This is a genomic window from Actinoplanes nipponensis (genome assembly GCF_016862275.1).
Lineage (GTDB): Bacteria > Actinomycetota > Actinomycetes > Mycobacteriales > Micromonosporaceae > Actinoplanes > Actinoplanes nipponensis.
In genome coordinates, this window is sequence record NZ_BOMQ01000025.1 from 1 (window position 1) to 21,233 (window position 21,233).

24 protein-coding genes are annotated in these 21,233 nt (G+C 74.3%); 10 read left to right on the forward strand and 14 right to left on the reverse strand.

The genetic code is table 11. The features are described 5' to 3' along the window. Positions 1-350: DNA-3-methyladenine glycosylase (locus Ani05nite_RS09875; RefSeq protein WP_203767002.1), on the reverse strand; the 350-nt coding region annotated here is incomplete at its 3' end. Between the two features lie 10 nt (positions 351-360). Then, positions 361-1,467, reverse strand: coding sequence for a citrate synthase 2 (locus Ani05nite_RS09880; RefSeq protein ID WP_203767003.1), 1,107 nt, complete (start codon positions 1,465-1,467; stop codon positions 361-363). Positions 1,468-1,535: 68 nt separating this feature from the next. Here Ani05nite_RS09880 and Ani05nite_RS09885 point away from each other — a divergent pair, with 68 nt between their 5' ends. Then, entirely contained in the window at positions 1,536-2,771 is a 1,236-nt protein-coding gene (locus Ani05nite_RS09885) for a citrate synthase (protein WP_203767004.1), read from the forward strand. On the opposite strand, the gene Ani05nite_RS09890 is transcribed toward Ani05nite_RS09885, so the two are convergent. The 5 genes from Ani05nite_RS09890 to Ani05nite_RS09910 all read right to left on the reverse strand — a co-directional run bounded on the left by Ani05nite_RS09890 (position 2,768) and on the right by Ani05nite_RS09910 (position 7,072). Beyond that, positions 2,768-3,169 carry a hypothetical protein gene (locus Ani05nite_RS09890; RefSeq protein WP_203767005.1) on the reverse strand — a complete coding sequence of 134 codons (402 nt, stop codon included), beginning with the start codon at positions 3,167-3,169 and terminating at the stop codon, positions 2,768-2,770. The genes Ani05nite_RS09885 and Ani05nite_RS09890 overlap by 4 nt on opposite strands. After that, a complete protein-coding gene (locus tag Ani05nite_RS09895; protein WP_203767008.1) occupies positions 3,166-4,746 on the reverse strand; it encodes a N,N-dimethylformamidase beta subunit family domain-containing protein in 1,581 nt (526 codons plus the stop codon). The genes Ani05nite_RS09890 and Ani05nite_RS09895 overlap by 4 nt, the downstream gene beginning before the upstream one ends. A gap of 368 nt (positions 4,747-5,114) precedes the next feature. Next, positions 5,115-5,891 (reverse strand): CAP domain-containing protein, encoded by a 777-nt coding sequence (locus Ani05nite_RS09900; protein ID WP_239129579.1) that lies wholly within the window; start codon positions 5,889-5,891, stop codon positions 5,115-5,117. Between the two features lie 141 nt (positions 5,892-6,032). Next, positions 6,033-6,773 carry a tyrosine-protein phosphatase gene (locus Ani05nite_RS09905; protein ID WP_203767012.1) on the reverse strand — a complete coding sequence of 247 codons (741 nt, stop codon included), beginning with the start codon at positions 6,771-6,773 and terminating at the stop codon, positions 6,033-6,035. A gap of 20 nt (positions 6,774-6,793) precedes the next feature. Next, positions 6,794-7,072 carry a hypothetical protein gene (locus tag Ani05nite_RS09910; protein WP_239129577.1) on the reverse strand — a complete coding sequence of 93 codons (279 nt, stop codon included), beginning with the start codon at positions 7,070-7,072 and terminating at the stop codon, positions 6,794-6,796. A gap of 139 nt (positions 7,073-7,211) precedes the next feature. Between Ani05nite_RS09910 and Ani05nite_RS09915 the strand changes: the two genes are divergently transcribed. From Ani05nite_RS09915 to Ani05nite_RS09925, 3 genes are read left to right on the forward strand one after another with little or no spacing between them, the layout of a single operon-like run. Further along, positions 7,212-8,090 carry a helix-turn-helix domain-containing protein gene (locus tag Ani05nite_RS09915; protein WP_203767014.1) on the forward strand — a complete coding sequence of 293 codons (879 nt, stop codon included), beginning with the start codon at positions 7,212-7,214 and terminating at the stop codon, positions 8,088-8,090. Further along, a complete protein-coding gene (locus Ani05nite_RS09920) occupies positions 8,083-8,274 on the forward strand; it encodes a DUF397 domain-containing protein (protein WP_203767016.1) in 192 nt (63 codons plus the stop codon). The genes Ani05nite_RS09915 and Ani05nite_RS09920 overlap by 8 nt, the downstream gene beginning before the upstream one ends. Before the next feature lie 9 nt (positions 8,275-8,283). Beyond that, positions 8,284-9,498, forward strand: a complete 1,215-nt coding sequence (locus tag Ani05nite_RS09925) for a hypothetical protein (protein ID WP_203767018.1) — start codon at positions 8,284-8,286, stop codon at positions 9,496-9,498. Here Ani05nite_RS09925 and Ani05nite_RS09930 read toward each other — a convergent pair. Then, complete coding sequence (locus tag Ani05nite_RS09930) at positions 9,480-10,085, reverse strand: nucleotidyltransferase domain-containing protein (RefSeq protein ID WP_203767020.1); 606 nt, start codon at positions 10,083-10,085, stop codon at positions 9,480-9,482. The two genes, Ani05nite_RS09925 and Ani05nite_RS09930, sit on opposite strands and share 19 nt — an antisense overlap. A 39-nt stretch (positions 10,086-10,124) precedes the next feature. Here Ani05nite_RS09930 and Ani05nite_RS09935 point away from each other — a divergent pair, with 39 nt between their 5' ends. From Ani05nite_RS09935 to Ani05nite_RS09955, 5 genes are all read left to right on the forward strand, one after another. After that, the gene (locus tag Ani05nite_RS09935; RefSeq protein WP_203767023.1) at positions 10,125-10,616 is read left to right on the forward strand and encodes a type II toxin-antitoxin system PemK/MazF family toxin; all 492 of its coding nucleotides are present in this window, start codon (positions 10,125-10,127) and stop codon (positions 10,614-10,616) included. 38 nt (positions 10,617-10,654) lie between these two features. Continuing rightward, positions 10,655-11,236 (forward strand): hypothetical protein, encoded by a 582-nt coding sequence (locus Ani05nite_RS09940; protein ID WP_203767026.1) that lies wholly within the window; start codon positions 10,655-10,657, stop codon positions 11,234-11,236. A 13-nt stretch (positions 11,237-11,249) separates the two neighbouring features. Continuing rightward, the gene (locus tag Ani05nite_RS09945) at positions 11,250-11,903 is read left to right on the forward strand and encodes an adenylate kinase family protein (RefSeq protein WP_203767029.1); all 654 of its coding nucleotides are present in this window, start codon (positions 11,250-11,252) and stop codon (positions 11,901-11,903) included. A gap of 177 nt (positions 11,904-12,080) precedes the next feature. Beyond that, positions 12,081-12,308, forward strand: coding sequence for a hypothetical protein (locus Ani05nite_RS09950; RefSeq protein WP_203767031.1), 228 nt, complete (start codon positions 12,081-12,083; stop codon positions 12,306-12,308). A 3-nt stretch (positions 12,309-12,311) separates the two neighbouring features. Continuing rightward, the gene (locus Ani05nite_RS09955) at positions 12,312-13,052 is read left to right on the forward strand and encodes a hypothetical protein (protein WP_203767034.1); all 741 of its coding nucleotides are present in this window, start codon (positions 12,312-12,314) and stop codon (positions 13,050-13,052) included. Here the strand turns inward: Ani05nite_RS09955 and Ani05nite_RS09960 are convergent. Both Ani05nite_RS09960 and Ani05nite_RS09965 read right to left on the reverse strand, forming a co-directional pair. After that, complete coding sequence (locus Ani05nite_RS09960; protein ID WP_203767036.1) at positions 13,042-13,881, reverse strand: hypothetical protein; 840 nt, start codon at positions 13,879-13,881, stop codon at positions 13,042-13,044. The two genes, Ani05nite_RS09955 and Ani05nite_RS09960, sit on opposite strands and share 11 nt — an antisense overlap. Positions 13,882-13,926: 45 nt before the next feature. After that, positions 13,927-14,688: a polyphosphate kinase 2 family protein gene (locus Ani05nite_RS09965; protein WP_203767038.1), complete on the reverse strand. Its 762-nt coding sequence runs from the start codon at positions 14,686-14,688 to the stop codon at positions 13,927-13,929. Between the two features lie 101 nt (positions 14,689-14,789). Between Ani05nite_RS09965 and tyrS the strand changes: the two genes are divergently transcribed. After that, the gene (tyrS, locus tag Ani05nite_RS09970) at positions 14,790-16,031 is read left to right on the forward strand and encodes a tyrosine--tRNA ligase (protein ID WP_203767054.1); all 1,242 of its coding nucleotides are present in this window, start codon (positions 14,790-14,792) and stop codon (positions 16,029-16,031) included. A 9-nt stretch (positions 16,032-16,040) separates the two neighbouring features. Here tyrS and Ani05nite_RS09975 read toward each other — a convergent pair whose 3' ends face one another. From Ani05nite_RS09975 to Ani05nite_RS09990, 4 genes are all read right to left on the reverse strand, one after another. Beyond that, a complete protein-coding gene (locus Ani05nite_RS09975; protein ID WP_203767040.1) occupies positions 16,041-18,236 on the reverse strand; it encodes a bifunctional polysaccharide deacetylase/glycosyltransferase family 2 protein in 2,196 nt (731 codons plus the stop codon). Positions 18,237-18,239: 3 nt separating this feature from the next. Further along, the gene (locus tag Ani05nite_RS41795) at positions 18,240-18,638 is read right to left on the reverse strand and encodes a hypothetical protein (RefSeq protein WP_203767042.1); all 399 of its coding nucleotides are present in this window, start codon (positions 18,636-18,638) and stop codon (positions 18,240-18,242) included. An 18-nt stretch (positions 18,639-18,656) separates the two neighbouring features. Next, a complete protein-coding gene (locus Ani05nite_RS09985) occupies positions 18,657-19,349 on the reverse strand; it encodes a hypothetical protein (protein ID WP_203767044.1) in 693 nt (230 codons plus the stop codon). A 112-nt stretch (positions 19,350-19,461) separates the two neighbouring features. Next, positions 19,462-20,067, reverse strand: a complete 606-nt coding sequence (locus Ani05nite_RS09990) for an RNA polymerase sigma factor (RefSeq protein WP_203767047.1) — start codon at positions 20,065-20,067, stop codon at positions 19,462-19,464. Positions 20,068-21,233: the final 1,166 nt, after the last annotated feature.

Here is a 21,233-nt window from a genome sequence, read left to right on the forward strand (position 1 = left end):
CGGGCGGCCGCCCGCCGCGCCCGGGCGGTCTCCAGCCCGTCGACGACCTCTCCAGCGCGCAGCAGCACCGCGGCCGCCACCCCTTCCTCGCCGCACACGACGTTGGCGCAGAAGTGCATGCCGTAGATCTGGTAGACGTAGAGCCGGCCGGCCGGGCCGAACATGACCTCGTTGCGCGCGGTCACGCCGCGGTGCGCGTGGCTGGCCGGATCCTGCCCGAGCCCGCTGTACGCCTCCACCTCGGTCAGCCGGACGGTGACACCGTTGGCGGCGAGCCGCCAGCCGAGCAGCGCGCGCGCCGCCCGGTCCACGTCCGATGCCGGGATGCGCAGCCAGGAGTAGTCGTCCACCCGCGAAACGCTAGCGGGTGCCGGTCAGGCGCTCCCAGCCGGCGAGCGCCGCGGGCTCCCGGTCGGCCTCGCCCACGTAGTCGGCTGACGGCCGGATGATCTTCCCGAGCCGCTTCTGCTCGACGATGTGCGCGCTCCAGCCGGCCGTACGGGCGCAGGCGAACAGCGGCGTGAACAGCTCGGCGGGCACGCCGGCGAAGTCCAGCACGATCGCCGCCCAGTACTCCACGTTGGTCTCCAGGACCCGGTCGGGCTTGCGGTCCCGCAGCTCGGCGAGCGCGGCCTGCTCCAGGGCGAGCGCGACCTCGTACCGGGGGGCGCCGAGCTCCTGGGCGGCGGCCCGCAGGATCCGGGCCCGGGGATCCTCGGCCCGGTAGATCGGATGCCCGAAGCCCATCAGGCGCCGGCCGCTGTCCAGCACCTCCTTGACGTAGGCGCGGGCGTCGCCGCGCCGCTCGACGTCCTCCACCATGCCCAGCGCCCGGGACGGCGCGCCGCCGTGCAGTGGCCCGGAGAGGGAGGCGACCGCCGCCGAGAGGCACGCGGCCACGTCCGCGCCGGTGCTGGCGACCACGCGCGCGGTGAAGGTCGAGGCGTTCATGCCGTGCTCCGCCGCGCAGACCCAGTACCGGTCGACCGCCTCGACCCGGCGCGGGTCCGGCTCGCCCTGCCAGCGGATCATGAACTGCTCGGCGGCGGTGCGGCCCTCGTCGATCCGGCGCTGCGGCACCGCCGGAAGCGCCGGCCCGCGGGCCGCCTGCGCGACGAACGACAGCATCGCGGCGGACGTCCGGGCCAGGTCGTCGCGGGCCTGCGCGTCGTCCACGTCGATCAGCGGCCGCAGACCCCAGCGCGGCGCGAGCACGGCGGTCGCGGCCTGCAGGTCGACCCGGATGGCCCCGGAGCGCACGGGTACGGCGAACGGCTCGGCCGCCGGCAACGGCCGGGCGAAGTCGCCGTCGACCAGCAGGCCCCACACGTCGGCGAAGGCGGCCCGCCCGATCAGCTTGTCGATGTCGATCCCGCGGTAGCGCAGCGACCCGCCGCCGCGGTCCGGCTCGGCGATCCCGGTGTCGAAGGCGATGACGTCGGCGAGTCCTGGTTTCACAGTCAGCATCGCTTCAATGTCGGCCCGGTCGCATCACTATGTCAACGTTGATTCAGTCAACATGAGAAGATGGCCACATGGGTGCGGAGCGGCTGCTGACGACCGACGAGGTGGCCCGCCGGCTGGGCGTGAAGAAGGCGACGGTGTACGCGTACGTGAGCCGGGGCCTGCTGGCCAGCCGGCGCAACGCCGACGGCAAGGAGAGCCTGTTCGCCGAGCCCGACGTGGCCGCCTTCGCCGCGGGCCGCAAACGGCCGGGAGCCACGCCGGAGGCCCCCGCCACGCACACCGGCATCACGTTGATCACCGGCGGCGAGCTGTACTACCGCGGCCGGTCCGTTCGGGAGCTCGCCGGCACGGCGTCGTTCGAGTCGGTCGCCACCCTGCTGTGGACCGCGAGGCTGGAGCACGTGCCGGCCGAGCCCGATCCCGGGCTGCTCGCCCTGGCCCGGGCCGTCACCGCGCCGCTGCCGGCCGGCGCCCGGGCGACCGACCGGCTGCGGGTCGCGGTCGCCGCGATCGCCGCCGCGGACCGGCTGCGCTTCGACACCACACCGGCGGCGGTCATCGCCCGCGGCCGCACGATCCTGGGGACCATGGTCGCGGCGCTGCCGGTACGCGCCCGGCCGGCGGACGAGCACAGCCTGGCCGCGGCGTTGTGGTGCCGCCTGACCGACCGTCCGCCCACCGCGTCCGGCGTCGCCGCCCTCGACGCGGCGCTGGTGCTGCTGGCCGACCACGACCTGGCCGCCTCGACCTTCGCGGCCCGGGTGGCGGCGTCCACCCGGGCCCACCCGTACGCGGTGATCCAGGCCGGCCTGGCCGCGCTCGACGGCCCGCGGCACGGCGCGGCCAGCCACCTCGTGTTCGCCCTGCTGAGCGAGGTGCTGCGCACCGGGGACGCGGTCGAGGCCATCGCCGGCCGGCTGCGCGCCGACGGCTGGGTCGCCGGCTTCGGCCAGCCGCTCTACCCGGCCGGGGACCCGCGCGCGGCCGTCCTGCTGGAGCTGCTGCGCGGGCCGCTGGCCGCCGTCGAGCAGCAGGCGCTCCGCCGGGCCGCGGCCGACGTGACGGCGGCCATGCTCAGCCACTCCGGCGCCGCGCCCAGCATCGACTTCGCCCTGGCCGTGTTCGCCCTGGCCCACGGCATGGACGCCGACGCCGGGGAGGCGATCTTCGCGGTCGCCCGGACCGCCGGGTGGATCGCCCACGCGCTGGAGGAGTACGCGGACGAGCCCAGCCGGTTCCGGCCCAGCGGCCGCTACGCCGGCCGGCTCCCGGCGCAGAGCCCCTGGACGCCGGAGCGGACCTAGCCTCCGGCGCGGAGTCGCCGGCCCAGCTGCCGGCTCCGCCAGGCGGCGACCATGGCGAGGGGAACCACCGCCACCGCGCACACCGCGTCCCCGTCCGCGGCCGACGCCAGCACCTGCCACCCCGCCACGACCAGAAGCGCGGTCTGGCCCAGCACCGCGGGCATCGCGAAGACCAATCCGAGGCAGCGCTCCCCGGCAGACGGGGGCTCCGCCGGGCGCGGCGTGGCCTGCCACGCGTGATCGGATCCGCCGCCGATGGCGATCAGGAGGGGGACCCCGATCAGCAGGATCATCGCGACGCCCACCCGGTCCGGCCCGCCCGCCACGAGCACGACCACCACGGCCACCACCGTGGCCACCACGATGGCGGCGGGCATCGCCGGCAACCGACGCGTCACCCGGTCATCGATAGCGGAGCAGCGCCGCCCTTGGCAAGCCCCCGCCGGTCCCGGCGACCGGCCAGCATGCGGGTGACCAGGTTCCTGGTCGCCCGCTGGATCCGCGCGTCGGTGTACGGCGACTCGACCAGCGCCAGGCACCAGTGGAAGGTCGCCGCGGCGAAGACCAGCGTGCCCTGCGCGGTCTCGTAGACGCTCGTGTTCTGCACGCGCGCCCCCCGGCCGAGCTGATCCTGGTACGGGGTGTCGGACAGCAGCGCCTGGCGCGCCTTCCGGGCCAGCTTGATCTTCGGGTGGTGGCCGTCCGCCTCGACCGCCACCAGGCCGGCCACCGTGTCGCCGTCGCGGACGCCGGTGCCCGCCCAGAACCAGTGCCGGCTCTGGGTGATCCGCAGCGGCACCGGCGAGGCCAGCATGCCGTTGTACTGCACGCCCAGCAGCCGCTGCTCGGCCTGGCTGTGCCTCTTGCCGAGCTTGCGCCAGTTGCGGGTCGGCCCGGGCGCGCCGGCGTCCGGGTCGGGGGCGTCCTTGTAGCAGGTCACCACCCGGTTCGCGCGGCCGTCGCGGGCGGCCTCGAGGCGGATGTGCCAGTAGATGTTGTTGGCGGCGAGGAACGCCAGGTGCGTCCCGTCGTCCACGGCGCGCTCGGCGGTGTCCCGCATGGCCTGCGACCAGTACTCGTCGTGGCCGGGGAAGATCAGCCCGCAGTGCCGGTCCGGCCGGACCCGCTGCTCGTGCAGGTCCAGGCTGGACACGTAGGCCACGTCGAAGCCGGCGGACTCCAGCCAGCGGGCGGCGGCCAGGTCGAGCTCGGACCACTTCGGCAGGCCCGGGCCGGAGTACGGCCGGTCGAAGGAGACCTGGAAGGCGCGCTCGGTGATGCCGCCGACCTTGCCGGGCCGCAGGTAGCCGCGGTAGAGGTTGCGCGCCGTCCGGCCGTCGGCGGGCCAGAAGTTGTACGCCTGGTAGGTGGTGAAGGGGACCACGACCAGGAAGTCCGCCGCGCGCTGGTCGTTGCGCACCACGAACGGCGTGCAGCTGCGCCAGCCGTCGTCGGTCTCGAACACGGCCAGGAAGTAGCCGGAGGTCCAGTCGGCGGGCACGGCCAGGGTCCAGGCCACCGGCCAGTCGCAGGCGATCAGCCCGGTGCCGGCGTCGGTGGCCGGCAGCGGCAGCTCCCGGCCGGGGAGGGGACCGCTGGTCAGCATCCGCCGGCCGCCCGCCCCGTCGTAGTGGCCCAGCCGGTACACCGAGACGGTGAACGGCCGGTCCCGGGCCACCGAGACGTGGAAGTCGAGCGGGTCGCCGGCGTTGACCGAGGTCGCGCCGGCGTAGCCCTGGATCTGCCGCGCGGCGTCGTCGGCGGTCCGGGTCCCGGTGAGCCGCCAGCCGCCGTCGCCGGTGAGCTGGTTCTCCAGCACGACCGGGTTGGCGGTGAGCCCCGTCGCCCGGCGTTCGCCGCGGCCGGGGTGGGCGGTGGTGGTCGTGGTGGCCGCGGCGGTGGTGCCGCAGGCCGGTGCGGTGCTGACGGCGCCCAGAGCGAGCAGGCTCAGGGCGGCACGACGAGATATCGGCAACGTTGGACTTCCCCCGTGTCGGTGGCCGCCCGCGCGGCCGCGCAAAACCTCCTGTTTGGACAGTCGAGGGTCAGGGTGATCGGGTGCGGGCCATGGCTTCTCCCCGGGTGTGCGGAACCGTCGGCGGGGCAGGCCGGGCGGTCCCGGTCACTGCCGGGCCGAGTATGCCGGGTCACCGCAACAGGGCGGCGCCGGCGGGGAGGAACGAGGGGGAGGCGGTCAGCGGGCCGGTCGCCGCGGCCCCGCCGGGCGGGTGCGCTTCACCGGACCGCACTGGCCGCCCGGCCGGTTCGGGCCGAACGGCCGGGTGGGGCCGAACATGTCGCGCAGACGGCGGCGCCGGGCCGGCCCGCTCGGCCACCGGCCGGTCATCCGACGAAGTCCTGGGTCAGCCAGACCTTGCCGCTCGACTCACGGACCACGCTGAGCCCGATCCGCCGGAAGTCCTTGCTCAGCAGGTTCCGGCGGTGCCCGTCCTCCGGCGGGACCTCGGCGAGCATGCTGTCGCACAGCCCGTCGGCCGCCTTGACGACGGCGTCGTCCGAGTCGGCGGCGAAGCCGAAGCCGATGTTCTCGCCGGCCGAGCGCCACTGCACGCCCTGCGCGCTGAACCGGGTCCCGATGCCGCCCTCGCCGGAGCACTCGTGGGCCAGGCCGCACCCGTCGATCATCCGCTGGTTGTGCAGCGCCGAGGCCTTCGACAGCGCCGGGTCCAGGGTCAGCGCCGCCAGCCCCTCGCCGGCGCGGGCCGCGTTGATGTGGTCCAGCACCCGATCGAGCACCGAGCCGCTGGTCACCGGGGCCTTCTTCGGCTTCGGGCGGGGTGCCGGCGCGGTCGTGCGGCGCGGGGTCGGGGACGCCTTCGGCTTCTTCGGGGCGGCGGTCGGCGCCTTCGAGACGGGGGTGCTGCTCGGCGCGCCGGCCGACGAGGAGGCCGGGCCGGGCAGCGGCGCGTCGTCGAGCAGGTCGGTGCCGGCGCCGGGATCGCCGGTGGGCGCGGCCGCGACGAGGGGGACGTCGGCGGCGGTCCGGGTCGCCGGGGGAGCGGCCTGGCGGTGGAACCCGACGACCGTGAAACCCACCCCGATCACCACGGCGGTGGCTCCCGCCACCAGCGTGTACTGGAACTTCTGGGCGGCGGGCATCGGCACGGAACGGTCACCTCGGGAGTCGCGGGCTGCGGCCGCGCGGGCGCGGCAGGTCGCCGGGTGGGGGACGGCAACGCCTCGACTATGCGGCCGGCGGCCCGGCTGCGGGGGACTCCTCAGGTGCGCTTAAGGATCGACTCACGAAGACATAAGAAGCCGGGCGCGCAGGGCGGCCAGGACGCCGTCGTCGAGCTGCAACCGCGTTGCCGCGTACTCGTGCACCGAACCGTGCGCGGCGGCGAGGTCGGCCAGGAACAGCCGGATGATCGTGGCCGGCGCCCGGCCGTAGCCGGGCCAGCGCAGCTCCCGGCCGGGGTGCTCGGCCAGCCAGCGCTCCCGCAGCGCCCTGGTGGCCAGCTCGGTGAGCGCGAAGTCGGCGGCGATCGTCTCGACCGGCACGTCGAGCAGCGCCAGCACCAGCGCGGCGAGCAGCCCGGTGCGGTCCTTGCCCGAGGCGCAGTGGAAGACCACGGGCGCGTCGGCGGCGGCGATGGTCTCCACGGCCCGGCGCAGCTCGGCGGTGCCGTCGGCGGCGACCTCGGCGTACCGGTCGGCCAGGTACCGCCACGGGTCGAGGTCCGGATCGATCTGCGACTGGTCGTAGGTGCGGTGCTCGATGCTGAGGTTGAGCCAGGTCACGCCGTCCGTGGCGGGCAGCCGGCCGGCGGCGGCGATCTCCCAGGGGTACCGCAGGTCGATGACCGTGCCGATGCCCAGCTCGGCGAAGCGCCGCCGGTCCGCCTCGCCGCTGAGCCGGCCGAGCGAGTCGGCGCGGTAGAGGGTGCGCCAGCGGGTCGTACGGCCGTCGGCGGTCGCGTAGCCGCCGAGGTCGCGGAAGTTGCACAGGCTCTGGAAGGGCACCAGCCGGTCGGGAGTCATGCCCGTGATCATGCCCGCGGTCAGCCGACCCAGGCGAGGAAGCGTTCGTACAGGTCCGCGGGGGTCGGCTCGCCGGTGGCGGTCAGGTCCTCGACCGCGTCGTACATCACCGAGGCCATGTAGATCGCCAGCCCGGCCGGGAACCGCAGGTACTGCCCGGTGAGGTCGGCCTTGGCGTTCGCGCACGGCCAGGCGTGCTCGCACACCAGGCAGTCCCAGGCCGGGCGGGCCGGCAGGTGCTCCGTCCGCGGCAGCAGCATCGGCGTGCGCACCCACCCCTTCGACGTCCCTTCGCTCACGTTGAGCGATCTGAGGACTACACACAGGAGGGTGCCTGACCTAGGGTCGGTCATCAATGGCTGTCGGGCGAGATTCCGGAAACGGGATTCTCCCTGTCTCGTTCGAGGCAGCTGGCAACTTTCCGACAGGAGGCGCCGCGTGGCCGTCGAGACCGGGTCCACGGTCCCGCGCCGCCAGATCGGCCGGCTGCTGCGGCAGCTGCGCGAGCGGGCCGGCCTGTCGCTGATGGCCGCCGCCGTCGAGCTCGAGTTCTCCCGGGCCCGGATGTACCGCATCGAGAACGGTGAGGTGTCGCTGCGCCGGCACGACGTGCTCGCCCTGTGCGCCGTCTACGGCGCCCCGGCCGAGCTGGCCGAGGTGCTCGTCGGCCTGGCCCGGGAATCGAAGTCCAAGGGCTGGTGGCACGCGTACGGCGACGTCGTCCCGGCCTGGTTCGAGCTGTACGTCGGCATGGAGAACGCCGCCGAGCGGCTCCGGCACTACGCGCCCAGCGTCATCCCGGGCCTGCTGCAGAACCGCGAGTACGCCGAGTGCGTCTTCCGCCAGCGCACCGACCTGGACGACTCCGGGGTGCGCAACGCCGTCGCGGTCCGCCTGGAACGCCAGTGGCTGCTGCGCCGCGAGCACCCGCGCCCGCCGCGCCTGGACGTGATCGTCGACGAGGGGGTGCTGCGCCGGGCCATCGCGGACACCCTCGGCATGCAGAAGCAGCTGGCCCACCTGGTCAACGTCTCCCAGCGGCCCGGTGTCGGCGTCCGGGTGGTGCCGTTCTCGGCCGGGCCGCACCGCGCGTCCAGCGCCGGTTCGTTCACCATCCTCGACTTTCCCACCGTGGGCGCCGCCGCCCCGGAGCCCACCACGATCTACTGCGAAAAACTCACCGGCGCCCTCTACCTGGACAAGCCCCGCGAGGTCGAGACTTATTGCGGCATCTGGTCCGAGCTGGAACAAGTCGCCCTGGACCGGCATGCCTCCGACGACCTGATCGCCACGATCATCAAGGAGAGCGATGGCTGACCTGACCGGTGCCCGGTGGCACAAGAGCACCCGCAGCGGCAGCAACGGCGGCGACTGCGTCGAGGTCGCCGGCAACCTGCCGGGAGTGGTCGCCGTGCGCGACAGCAAGGACCCGGACGGCCCGGTCCTCATCTTCGGCCGCGACACGTGGGCGGCGTTCATCGAAACCCTCAAGGGGCAATAGCCTGATCCGGTGATCATCGCCGTCGACCTGCCCGCGCCGGGCCTGCTGTGGACCCGCTGGGTGACCCTGGCGGCGGCGCTGAGCGCGCTCGGCCACCGCGACGTCTGGTCGGTGGACGACGCCGGCGCGCACCACGACGACGGCGGCGGCAACTGGTCGCACCTCACGCTCGTCGCGGACGGCCGCGCGGTGCTGTACGGCTGCGACCACGAGTACAGCGACACCACGGCCGCCGACCCGCCGCTCGACCTGCTCGACGGCGCGCCGGACTGGCTGCCCTGGGACGACCTGCTGGAGCACGCGGCGACGGACCAGCTGGGCTACGTGCTCTGGCACGACGGCACGGGCTGGCGCCGGGTCGACTATCCGGGCGGCGAGCAGGACGGGCTGGCCCAGACCGCCGGCGCCGTGCTGGACGCCGAGGCGACGGTGGCCGAGCTGGTGGACTTCGTCTTCGAGTGGGGCGAGCACGACGTCGACACGCCCGGCGAGCGGGCGAGCGTGCGGGCCGCCGCCGGGGAGCTGCTGGCCGCCGGCGCCCGCGGTGACATCGACGGCGCCGCCCTGACCGCGCTGCTCGGCCGGCTCACCGGGCCGGCCCCGGACGCGGCCGCCGGCCGGGCCGTCGCCGCGCGCGGTGGCCTGACGCCGGGCGCCGCGGCGCCGCGGACCGCCGCCGGCCGGCGCCCGCAGCGGCGCCGGGTCCGCAAGCTCAGCGACCACGAGCACGACCGGCTCATCTGGGCCGCCATGCACGCCGAGCCCGAACGCGCGCGCCCCGAACCGGTACCCACCGGCGAGCTGGGCGCGCTGGTCACCTGGCTGCGCGGTCGTGCGCCCGGCGGCGACGGCCGCTGCTGCCTGCGGGTGTACGCCGACGCCAGCAGCCTCGCCGCCCAGCCGGGCGAGCTGGCCCCGGCCGACCGGCCCGGCGAGGGCCGGTTCGGGGCGTTCGGCGAGCTGAGCGACCTGGTCCGCCGGCTGCGCGCCGCCGAGGCGGGCGGCGAGCCCGGCCGCTGGCTGTTCCTGCGCGTCGACACCACCGCGGACGCGGTGACGGTGGAGCGGCGCTACGACTCGTGGCCGCCCTGGTGGCAGGACAACGGCATCTCCGGGCCCTGGCGCGGCAACCTGCGCTCCGAAGTGGAGGCTCGCGGGCCGGGGTGGCGGCCGTCCTGGGCGGCGCTGCTGGACCCGGAGGTCGCCTACCGCTCGGCGGAATGAGCCAGCCGGGCCCGCCACGGGTGCCGCGGATGCGCCAGCGCCAGCGCCGCGTCCAGCCAGGCGCGCCGGTCGGCGGACAGGTCCGGCAGCAGCGCGGCGAAGTCGAGCTCGTCCTTGTCCCGGGCCGCCTTGGCCTTGAAGAGCAGGACCACCTCCGGGGCCAGGTACGGGATCCCGTCCGCGGTGTGCCGCACGATGTCGGCGTACGGGCGGCGGATCCGCTCGTCGCGCCGGCAGATCCAGACGTCGCCGTCGTGCGGCTCCCGGAACACGTCGAAGCGCCACGTCCGGGTGGCCGGGTCCAGCGCCCAGGTCTGGAACTCGGCCGCCAGGCTCTGCGGGCCCGCCGGCGTCAGCGTCCCGGACCTCGGCACGTGGAACTCCCAGCCGGGGAACCGCGCGCGCAGCAGCCCGAACGCGGACGCGGGCAGGGCCACCTCGAGGTCGTGGTGCGCGCGGGTCACCCGGCCGAGGAACAGGTCGGCCGCCCACCCGCCGGCCACGGCCCAGGTGACCGGCAGGCCGGCCAGCCGGTCGGCCAGCTCGGCCGGGGAGTACGGCTGCCACGCGTCGATACCCGGAGTCATGCCGCGAGCCTAGGACGCCCGGGCCGATACAGTGCGCGGGTGAGCAGACTCCTCAACGGCATCACCAGCACGCTGCGCCGGGTCGCGGGGCGCCGTACCGCTGCGGCCCCGCCGGCCGCGCGCCCCGCCCCGCCGGCCGCGCGGCAGGTGCCGACCGCCCAGCGCGGCCGCCGCATCGCCTACTCCCCGAACCTCGACGGCGACGCGGACCCGGGCGAGATCGTGTGGACCTGGGTGAAGTACGAGGACGACCCGTCGCAGGGCAAGGACCGGCCGGTGCTGGTGGTCGGCCGCGACGGCCGTACCCTGCTCGGGCTGATGCTCTCCAGCCAGAGCGAGCGCGACGGCCAGCGCAACTGGCTGGCCCTCGGCCCCGGCGACTGGGACCGCGACGCGCGGCCGAGCTGGGTCCGCCTCGACCGGGTCCTGGAGGTCGACGAGGACGGCATCCGCCGCGAGGGCGCGGTCCTCGACCGGGCCCGCTTCGACCGGATCGCGGGCGTGCTGCGCAGCGACCACGGCTGGGCATAACCGGCGACCGGCGCGAGTTGACCACTACCGTGGTGGACATGGATACGGACGTCATGGTCGGTTTCGGTGGAAAGCAGGCGTGGCTGGCCGTGCGCGACGGCGACCCGGCGCGGGTGCTGGAGGCCCTGGGCCTGCGCGATCTCGGCGAGGTGGCCTGGCGCGCCGGGCTCGACCTGGCGCACCTCACCGACGACCGGGTCGCGGTGACGCCGCCGCTGCCGGGCGCCCGCGGCACGTCCTGGGTGCTGGCGGCCGGGCGCTACCTGCTGCGTCCCGATACGGTCGTGGACGTGGTGGAGCTCTCCGCGCGCCTGCACACCGAGGTCCAGTTCTTCGCGACCCACCGGGTCACCGAGACGCACCGCTGGCAGCGGGCCGTCGACGGCGAGCTGGTGCGCACCTTCGGCTACGTCGGGCAGACCGGTGACGTCACCTCGTGGCACGGCGACCCGGACCCGGCCGAACGGTCCGCCGGGCTGCCGGCGGCCTTCACCGCCGAGGAGACGACCGTGCTGGTCGGCGAGCAGGACGTGCTGCGCGTCGCCGATGGCTGGAGCATCGACCCGTCCGGACTGGACGGACGCGCGCCGGGCCCGCTGCGCGTGGGCGCCGCTGACTAGAGAGGACGACACCATGCGCAAGTACGTGGTCATGGGGGTGCAGGGCAGCGGCAAGGGCACCCAGAGCCAGTTGCTCTGCGACGACCTGGACCTGGTGCACATCAGCGTCGGCGACATCTTCCGCTGGCACGTGCAGCGCCACACCAAGCTCGGCGCCCAGGTCCGCCGCATCATGAACGCCGGCGAGCTGGTCGGCGACGACATGGTGGAGACCGTGGTCCGCGACCGGCTGGACCAGCACGACTGGAACTTCGGGTTCGTCATCGACGGCTTCCCCCGCAACGGCCGGCAGGCCGAGTTCTTCATGGAGAGCTACGACATCGACGGGGTCATCCACCTCGAGCTGCCCGACGACGAGGTGCGCCGCCGGGTGCTCAGCCGCCGGCTCTGCCCGAACTGCGGCATGGACTACAACCTGATCGCCGACCGGCCCGAGGTCGAGGGCCGCTGCGACATCTGCGGCACCGAGCTGATCACCCGCGCCGACGACACCCCGGAGGCGCTCGCGGCCCGGCTGCGCGACTATCACGAGAAGACCCGCCCGGTGCTGGAGCTGTTCGGACGCAAGGAGGTCGTCCACGACGTCGACGCCCGGCCGGCGCCCGACGAGGTGCAGCAGTCGATCCGCAAGGCGCTGGGGCTGCCCGCGTACGCGCCGTCGGCCTGAGCGGCCGAAAATCCGGCGGGCCCGCCGGTCCGGTGTTCCATGGTCGGTGAGCGGCGTTCGTGACCGCCGCGACCCACGAGGACGCCGCGACCCGCGCGCGGGCCGAGGACCGGGTGCGGCGCTGGTGGCAGGTCGTGACCGGGATGGCGCCGGCTGGAGTTCCCGGAGCCGGCGGCGTTGCCCGCGGTGGCGTGGCTGCTGCGGGCCGGCGACCGGGTCCGGGCGCTGGACCTGCTGGACGAGCTCGGCCCGTACGCCGGCCGGCTGTGTCTCACCCCGGAGGCCGCACCCGGCGGCGGGCCCGACCCGTCGACGGTCTGGCGGGTCAGCGCCGGCGCGGTCGCGGCCACGCTGGCCGGACGGGACGAGAATCCCCGGGTGGCGGCCATGCACGAGGCGCTGTAGACCGTGCTCGCCGCCACCCACACCCGCTGCGGCAAGCACCGCCGCCCCGGGGAGAACCTCGCCGTCCTGCGGCTCGCGGCCGAGGAGGCCACCCGCGACGGCGAGCTGACGCCCCGGCGGCGGGGCATGCTGCGGCACGTGGTCGAGGCGATGCTGGCGCGCCGGGCCGGCCCGGGTCGGCGGAACACGCGGCGCTGCGCCGGTGGCAGGCCCAGCAGGCAGCCGTGCCGGCCGACCACCTCCTGGCCCGGATCGTGGTGGGGCGCGTCGCGGTGCTCGACCCCGGCGCCGGCATCCGGGATGGTCATCGAGCAGGCGCAGATCCTGACCACCCACAACCTGGCCACCCTGGTGCACGCGGTCGGGGTCACCCCGGCCGAGGGCTGGGCCGTCGCGGCCCGGCGTACCTTCGCCGTGGTGGTCCGGCTGGCCGGCCGGATCGGCGGCCCGCGGCCGCTGTCGACGATCAAGGACGTCGCCTACGCCTGGCGGCACCTGGTCTTCTGCCTGTCGCAGCCCGGCGCCGGGGACCCCGGGCCGCTCATCGACCGGTGCCGCACCGAGCTCGCCGCCGCGCCGGACCGGGTCCGGGCCGGGCTGGAACCGGCCGTGGTCGCGCTCATTCACGTCGCCCGGGGCGGCCGGTTCACCGGTGAGCACACGCCGGCCGGTGGTCGCCGGCTGCTGGGCTGGACCGGGGCGCACTGGCTGGGCGGCCCCGCCGACGGAGCCGTCAGGCGGTGAACTTGTTGCGGCGCCGGGTGAACAGGAAGGCGAGCACGCCGGCCAGCAGCAGCAGCACCCCGGCCCCCGCCACGGCGGCGATGTTGAGACCGGTCACCGGCAGTCCGCCGCCCTCACCGCCGCCGTCGGCCGGCGGGGTGGTCGCGGGCGCCGCGACCGTGCCGGTCGGGGTGGCGGTCGGCGCCGACGTGGGCGTGGACGTCGGGGTGGCGGTCGGGGACGTCGGCGGCGTCTTGAGCGCGACGTAGGCGAAGCCGACCCGCTGGGTCTGCTCCGGCACCGGCAGCTCCTGGGGCTGCAGGGTGAGCTCGCCGCCGGAGCCGGCCTCCGGGGTCCCGCCCGGACCGCCGGCGTTGCCGGCCAGCTTCTCGATGCCGCCCTGCTTGTCGGCCCAGTCCTTCGGGAACCACTGGAAGACGACGCTGCTGGTGAAGTCCTCGGCCTTCGGCTCGGCGGAGACCTGGAACGGCGAGAGCGCGTAGGTGCCGCCGACCGGCAACTCCCGGTCGAACTCGCAGTAGGCGCCGTCGAGGTTGCTGTCGGTGTAGTACCGGCAGTTGGTGAAGGTCCGGGGCAGGTTCAGGTCGTTGAACACCCGGATGTTGACCACGACGCCGGCCGACGGCGCGGTCCCGCGGTTCGTCACGCCGAGCACCACCGGAATGGTCTCGCCCCGCTGAATCGGGTAGACCACCGAGTTGTTGTTCTTGTCCCGTTCGGTCAGGGCGCCGAACAGCGGCACGTCCTCCGCCGCCTGAGCCGCGGAGGGAATCGCCAGCACCCCGGCGGTGACGAGGGCCGCGCCGAGCGCGTGCAGGATGGTCTTCACGACGGGGGACCCTACAAGCAATCGACGGATCCATGTGCCCCGTGATCAGTCGGCGTCGTGCAGGTCGTAGCCGCGCCGGGTGAGCGCCTTCTCCACGGCGTGGCTGACATGCTCCACGACAGCGAGCCGGGCGTGCGGCTTGCTGTCGCCGGCGATGACCTTCCAGCGCGCCCCCTTCCGGTCGGTGCGGGCGATCATGTCGTCGATCGCGTCCTCGTAGTCGGCGCGGCGGTCGCGGTTGCGCCAGTCCTCGTCGGTGAGCTTCCACGACCGCAGCGGGTCCTGGGCCCGGTCCTCGAAGCGGCGCAGCTGCTCCTCCGGCGAGACGTGCATCCAGAACTTGACCAGGATGGTGCCCTCGGCCACGAGGGTGCGCTCGAACTCGACGATCTCGTCGTAGGCGCGGGTCCACTGCTCCTCGGTGGCGAAGCCCTCGACCCGTTCGACGAGGACACGGCCGTACCAGGAGCGGTCCAGGACCGTCATGCCGCCCCAGCCGGGCAGCACGGCCCAGAACCGCTGCAGGAAGTGGTGTCTCTTCTCGTCGTAGGTCGGCGCGGCGAACTGGGAGACCCGCACGTGCCGGGGGTCGAGCGGGGCGACCAGGCGCTTGATGGCGCCGCCCTTGCCGGAGGCGTCCCAGCCCTCGAAGACCACGCACAGCGGCGGGCCGATCTTGTGCTCGCCGAGCTGGCCGCCGAGCAGCAGCCGGAGCCGCAGCAGGTGCTCCTGGGCGGACTCCAGGCGGTCCTCGGCCTTCTTCTTGGACAGCTCGACCGGCGCGGCGGCGGATCCCAGGCGACTCATGGTCCCAGCCTCGCACCGCGGTGCCGGTCCGGCATCCCCAAACCCGGTGTCACCACGGGCGGGCGGTGCGGGACAATTCCCGGGTGACTCTCGTTGACGACATGCAGTGGCGCGGACTGATCCAGGACTCGACCGACCCCGAGGAGCTGCGCAAGCACCTCGACGGCGAGGCGATCACGTTCTACGTCGGCTTCGACCCGACCGCCGCCTCCCTGCACGTCGGCAACCTCATGCAGGTCGTCACCGCCCGCCGCCTGCAGCTGGCCGGGCACCGCCCGCTGCTGCTGGTCGGCGGCGCGACCGGCCAGATCGGCGACCCGGGCGGCAAGTCGGCCGAGCGCGTGCTCAACCCGCGCGAGGTGACCGCGGGCTGGGTGCTGCGGATCCGCGACCAGCTCGCCCCCTTCGTCAGCTACGAGGGTGACAACGCGGCCACCATGGTCAACAACCTGGACTGGACCGGCGAGCTGTCGGTGATCGACTTCCTGCGGGACGTCGGCAAGCACTTCCCGGTCACCAAGATGCTGGCCCGCGACGTGGTGAAGAACCGCCTGGAGACCGGCATCAGCTACACCGAGTTCAGCTACCAGCTGCTGCAGGCCAACGACTTCCACGAGCTGCACCGGCGGCACGGCTGCTCGCTCCAGTTCGGCGGCTCCGACCAGTGGGGCAACATCACCGCGGGCGTCGACTTCGTCCGCCGGCGGGGCGCGGGCCCGGTGCACGCCTTCACCACGCCGCTGGTGCTCAAGGCCGACGGCACCAAGTTCGGCAAGAGCGAGGGCGGCGCCACCTGGCTCGACCCGGCGATGACCTCGCCGTACGCGTTCTACCAGTTCTGGGTCAACGCCGACGACCGCGACGTCCCGCAGTACCTGCGCTACTTCAGCTTCAAGAGCCGCGAGGAGATCGAGGAGCTGGAGAAGGCCACGGCCGAGCGGCCGCAGGCCCGGCTCGCCCAGCGCGAGCTGGCCTACGAGATCACCGCGCTGGTGCACGGCGAGGAGGAGGCGCGGCAGGCGGTCACGGCCAGCCAGGCGCTGTTCGGCCGGGGATCCCTGACCGAGCTCTCGGCCGAGACGCTGCGGGCCGCGCTGGCCGAGGCCGGGCTGACCGAGGTACGCGGCGAGCTGCCCACCGTGACGGCGTTGCTGCAGACGGCGGGCCTGGTCAAGAGCGGTGGCGAGGCGCGCCGCACGATCGCCGAGGGTGGCGCCTACCTCAACAACGAGCGCCTGACCGACCCGGAGGCCACGGTCGCCGAGTCGGCGCTGCTGCAGGGCCGGTTCCTGGTGCTCCGCCGGGGCAAGCGCACGTTCGCCGGCGTCGAGGTCATCCGCTGACCCGGCCGCCTAGTTGGTCGGCCAGCGGACCGGCTGCCGGGGGTGGCCGGCCGGCGCCGGCGACACGAGCGGCAGGGCCGGCTCCGGCGTCGTCGCGGTGATGTGGGCCGTGGCGGCGCCGGTGCGGACCATCCGGTGCCAGCCCAGCCGCCCGCCGAGCAGGGCCATCACCGTGGACTGCACCACGACCAGGTACATGAGCTGCCGGTAGACGACCTGCTGCAGGGGCAGGCTCCACAGCGGGCCGTAGCTCTCGCCGTCGAGCCGCAGCGCGTACGCCGCCGTGGCCACCTGCACGGCGGTGAAGCCCGCCCACACCGCGGCGACCTGGCCGAGCGGGAGGAAGAACAGGCCGTAGAGGCCGTACACGTCGACCATGGGCGCGCTCAGCGGCAGCAGCACCTGGAAGATCAGCAGATAGCCGAGGCCGCGCCGGCCGAGCCGGCCCGCCGGGCCGCGCTGGGTCAGCGACCGCCGGTGCTTCCACATCGCCTGCATGGTGCCGTAGCACCAGCGGTACCGCTGACGCCACAACTGCCGCAGCGAGGCCGGCGCCTCCGTCCAGGCCACCGCGCCGGGCTGGTAGACGACCCGCCAGCCGGCCCGGATCACCGCCATGGTGAAGTCGGTGTCCTCGGCCAGCGTGTCGTGCGAGACGCCGCCGACGTCGCGCACGGCGGCCCGGCGGAAGGCGCCGATCGCGCCGGGCACCGTGGGCATGCACCGGCCCACGTCGAACATCCGCCGGTCCAGGTTGAAGCCGATCACGTACTCCAGGTGCTGCCAGCGGCCCAGCAGCCCGCCCCGGTTGGCGACCTTGGTGTTGCCGGAGACCGCCCCCACCGCCGGGTCCTGCAACGGCTGGATGAGCCGCCCGACGGCGTCGCGCTCGAAGACGGTGTCGCCGTCCACCATGATGAAGATGTCACCGCGGGCGTACCGGACGCCGGTGTTCAGCGCGGCGGGCTTGCCGGCGTTGCGCTGCCGGATCACCCGGACCCGGGGCAGGGCGAGCCGCTCCACGATGCCGGCGGTGTCGTCGCTGGAACCGTCGTCGACGACGATCACCTCCAGCAGCGGGTAGTCGTTGGCCAGCAGCGAGCGCACCGTGCCGGCGATGTTGGCCGCCTCGTTGTAGGCCGGCACGATCACCGACACCAGACCCAGGCTGACCAGGGGCCGGGCGTCGAGCGCCCGCACCCGCCGCCGGTGCGCCCGGGCACACCACAACTGCACCAACAGCCGTACGGCGGCGAGCACCACCGCGATCAGCATCAGCACCGTCATCGCCCGGGCCAGCCAGCCACCGGACAGCTGCGCCACCCGCAGCGCGTGCCCGCGCCAGCGCTCGCCCGCCGTGGCCCGGGGCGCCGCGGGCAGCCCCAGCCCCTCCGAGACCGTGACGAACCGGTAACCCCGCTTCTGCATCGCCGGGATCATCCGCTCCAGCGCGGCCACGGTCTGCGCCCGGTCACCGCCCGAATCGTGCAGCATCACCACCGCACCGGCGCCGCGCGCCGGCTGGGCCGCCCGCACGATCGCGTCCACCCCCGGCCGGCGCCAGTCCTCGGTGTCCCGGTCGGTCAGCGCCACCAGGTAGCCCTCGCCGCCGATCCGGCGCAGCGCGGCGAAGTCGGCGCCGGTGACCGCGTCCGGCGACGAGGAGTACGGGGGCCGCATCAGCACCGGCCGCTGCCCGGTGGCGGCCGCGACGGCGTTGCCGGTCAGGGTCAGCTCGGCGTCCAGCAGCCGGCCCGGCGCGCCCGCCGGCGCCAGGTGGCTGAACGTGTGCGAGCCGATCTCGCTGCCCGCGGCCACCACCTGGCGGGCGATCTCCGGATGCTCGTTGACCCGGGACCCCACCTGGAAGAACGTGGCGCGGGCGCGGTACCGGGCCAGCACCGCCAGGACCCGCGGCGTCCAGACCGGATCGGGCCCGTCGTCGAAGGTCAGCGCGATCGTCCCGGCCGGCATGGCCCGGCTGCTCACCGACCCGTCGGCCCCGATCCGCAGCACGGCCGCGCCGTCGGTGACACCGGGCGGGACCCGGCCACCGGCGCCGGCCGCGGCGGGTGCGTCACTGCCCTCCGCGCCGACGTGGCTGACGTACCCGTTCAGCGACAGCTCGGCCAGCAGCACCAGCATGAGCAGGGCCAGCAGGACCCAGTGTGCGCGCGGCGCGGGCCGGCGTACCCGTTTGCCCATCCGTCACTTGTCCTTGCTCTTGTGCGGGTTGGGCGTGTGCGTCGGCACCCGCCGGTGCGGGTTGACCGTCGCGGTCGGTGAGCTGCTCGGCGTGGCGGAAGCGGGCGCCGGCGTCGTGGTCACGGTCGCGGTGGGGGAGGCGGTCCGCTGCGCGGCGGTGGTCGCGGGCCGGGTCGTCGCGGGCTGCCGGGCCGGCTGGGGCCGCACCGACACCGCGGACTCCGGCCGGTCGACCCGCCGGTCCGCGCCGCCCGGCCAGCCGGGCACCGAGCCCGGTCCCGCCCCGGTGAACCCGGCGACCAGCGCCACCGCGGCGATCAGCAGCAGCAGCCCGCCGGCCGAACCCGCGGCCACGAAGAACCGCCGGCGCCGGCCGGTACGGTCCAGGAACACCGGATCCACGGCAGGTTCTCCTCAGCTCTACTTCTTGGTGTGGCCGTTGCCCTTGCCCGGGTGACTGGGCGTCACCGTGGGTTTGCCGGGGGCCGAGGGCTTCCCGGCCGGCTTGCCCGGGCCGGGCGGCGTGCCGCTGCTCGCGGGCGCACCGGCGGAACTGCTCCGGGACGCCTCGCCGAGCAGCGCGGCGCAGAAGCCGTCGATCCGCGGCACCCCACCGGCCGCAGCGGCCAGACTGCGCCGTACCTCCGCTGGCACATCCCGGCCGGGCGGATCCTGCCCGGCGGCGTCCCAGACCCGGCACAGCTCCGTGGCCGCCGTCGCACTCGGCGCCGGCGTCGCGGTCCGGCTGGGCGCCGGGGTCGGCGACGGTACGGCGCGACCCGTGGTGGGCGGCGCCGACGTGGCCGGCACGGGCGCCGGTGGCGGTGGCACCCCCACGCCGGAGAAGAGGGCGTGCGCCCGCTCCTGCGCCGCCGGGGGGAGGCTTCCCGTCCGCGCCGCCAAGGCGGTGCCACCGAAGGTCAGAACAGCGAATCCGAGAGCCACCGTCATCGCGAACGTCCTGGCCTCACGGTTCTTCCTCCTCGGCGGCGCGGTCGGTACAGCACGCTGCCGGGCGGCGAGGAAGCCGGCCACTGCCGCCCGCTCGCCGGCCAGGTCCTCCCCGGGGGTGGAGGCCCTGGCGGCGTCGAGCAGCCCGGCCAGACCCTCCATGCCAGGGTCGGGCCGTGCACCGGCAACAAGCCGATCGGCCTCGGAGAGACCGATCCGGCGGACTCGCCTCATCGACATCGCGTACCGAAGAGCGCTCCAGGTCCCCACCGCGTTACACCCCCTCCGGCAGAGCCGGATCGACCGGCGCGGCGCCGGGCACCGGCGCGTTCCGCGCCAGCACCTGCGGATGGGCCGCCAGCTTGCGCAAACCCCGCATCGTGGCCACCCGGACGGCGCCGGAACGCTTACCGAGCACCTTGGCCGTCGTGGCGACATCCAGCCCGGCGACGACCCGCAACATGACCGCCTCGGCCTGGTCGGTGGGCAGCGACGCGATCAGACCCAGCGCCCACCGGGTGTCCGAGCCCTCGATCGCCTCGGCGGCGGCATCCCGGGCCCGCAGCGCGCCGTCCTGGCCCGCGGACTCCGCCGGCTCCTCGACCCGCCGCCCGGCCCGGCGCCGCTCGTCGATCCCCCGATGCCGGGCGATCCGGAACAGCCAGCCCCGGAACGCGGGCACGTCGCCGGCGAAGCGGTGCAGATCCCGGGCGGCCTGCAACCACGTCTCGGAGGCGACGTCCTCGGCGGCGTCACCCACCACGACCCGCAAGTAGCGGAGGACGGCGGGTTGCAACGCCCGCCACACGGTCGCGAAACCCCGCTCGTCACCGTCCTGGGCGGCCCGGAGAGCGGGAAGGAGGTCATCGTCATCGGACACGGTGATCCCGTCGGCTCCCTTGTCGCGTCAACCTGCGCCTGCAGTCAAGGGCAGCACCATACGCCGGGGGAGGGGGGTGGGTGCGACGGCGAGTCCGTCCTGGTTGTTGTCGCCTTCCTGCTGGCGCCTCGTCCATTCACCGCTAGCCCTTGTCCTGCGCCTTGCTGTCCTGGCAGTTCTTGATTGGCACCTGTGGCGCTGTCAGCCCTCTTGCTTGGACCTGTGGTCCTGCCACGACCTGTCCTGTCCGGCTGTTCTGTCGCTTCCTGTGCTGCGCTTGCTGTGGTTCCGCCACTTTCGTCCTGGCCCACGGATCGTCTTGTGCTCCCCGTTGTTGCGCGTTGCGACCTCCCGTCCGCGTCTTCCGCTGTTCGCGTGTTCCCTGTCCTGCGACTTCCGCCGTGCTGGTCTTCCCTGTCTGCGTCTGCGTCTGCGTCTGCCCTGCCCGCGTCCTCCCTGTCTTCCTGCTGTCCGCGTTGCTGCTGTCCGCGTTCTCCCTGCCCGCGTTCCTCCTGCGCACGTTCTCCCTCCCCGCGCTTGTTCCCTTTGCGTTCCTTCTCTCCCGGCGCTTCTGGCCTCTTCGTACATGCGGTCCCGTCTTTGCTTCCTCGTGGGCTCTGCTTATCCAGCCCCCGGGCACCGGCGCCGCGCGATCGGTCCTCTCGGCTGGTCCGGCGTCCGCGCCATCTCGCTCCTCCGGCCCCGGCCCTCCGCCACCCAGCTGCCACCCCGGCCCACCCGACCTGTGCCGGAGGACGTCGTCTCCCCGCCCTCATGCCGTTGCCCCGCCGACTTCCCCGTTCCCCTCGTTACTCGATCGGGGGACGCCGCTACACACCGCTCTTTTCCCTGCTCAGTGGCCCTCCGAATGATCATCGGGAGCGTTCCGGACCGGATGTGGCCGGGGCCACGGGGGGCCGATTTGGCGCTCCCGGCGGGACCAGGTAATGTTTTGCGAGCCGGCAGGGAAACGGGCGAGGCAAGCAAGACGAACTGACCAAGCGACACCGGTCAGGGAAATCAGCTACCGGCCGTCCTGCCAAACCCCAGGAAATAGCATCGGATAGAGTCGTGCGCGGCTCTCGACCGAGGTTACGGATCGGGACTTGCGCGAAACTCTCACGCAAAACCGGTAAGACCCGGATTTGACGGCGAGAAAGAGCGCG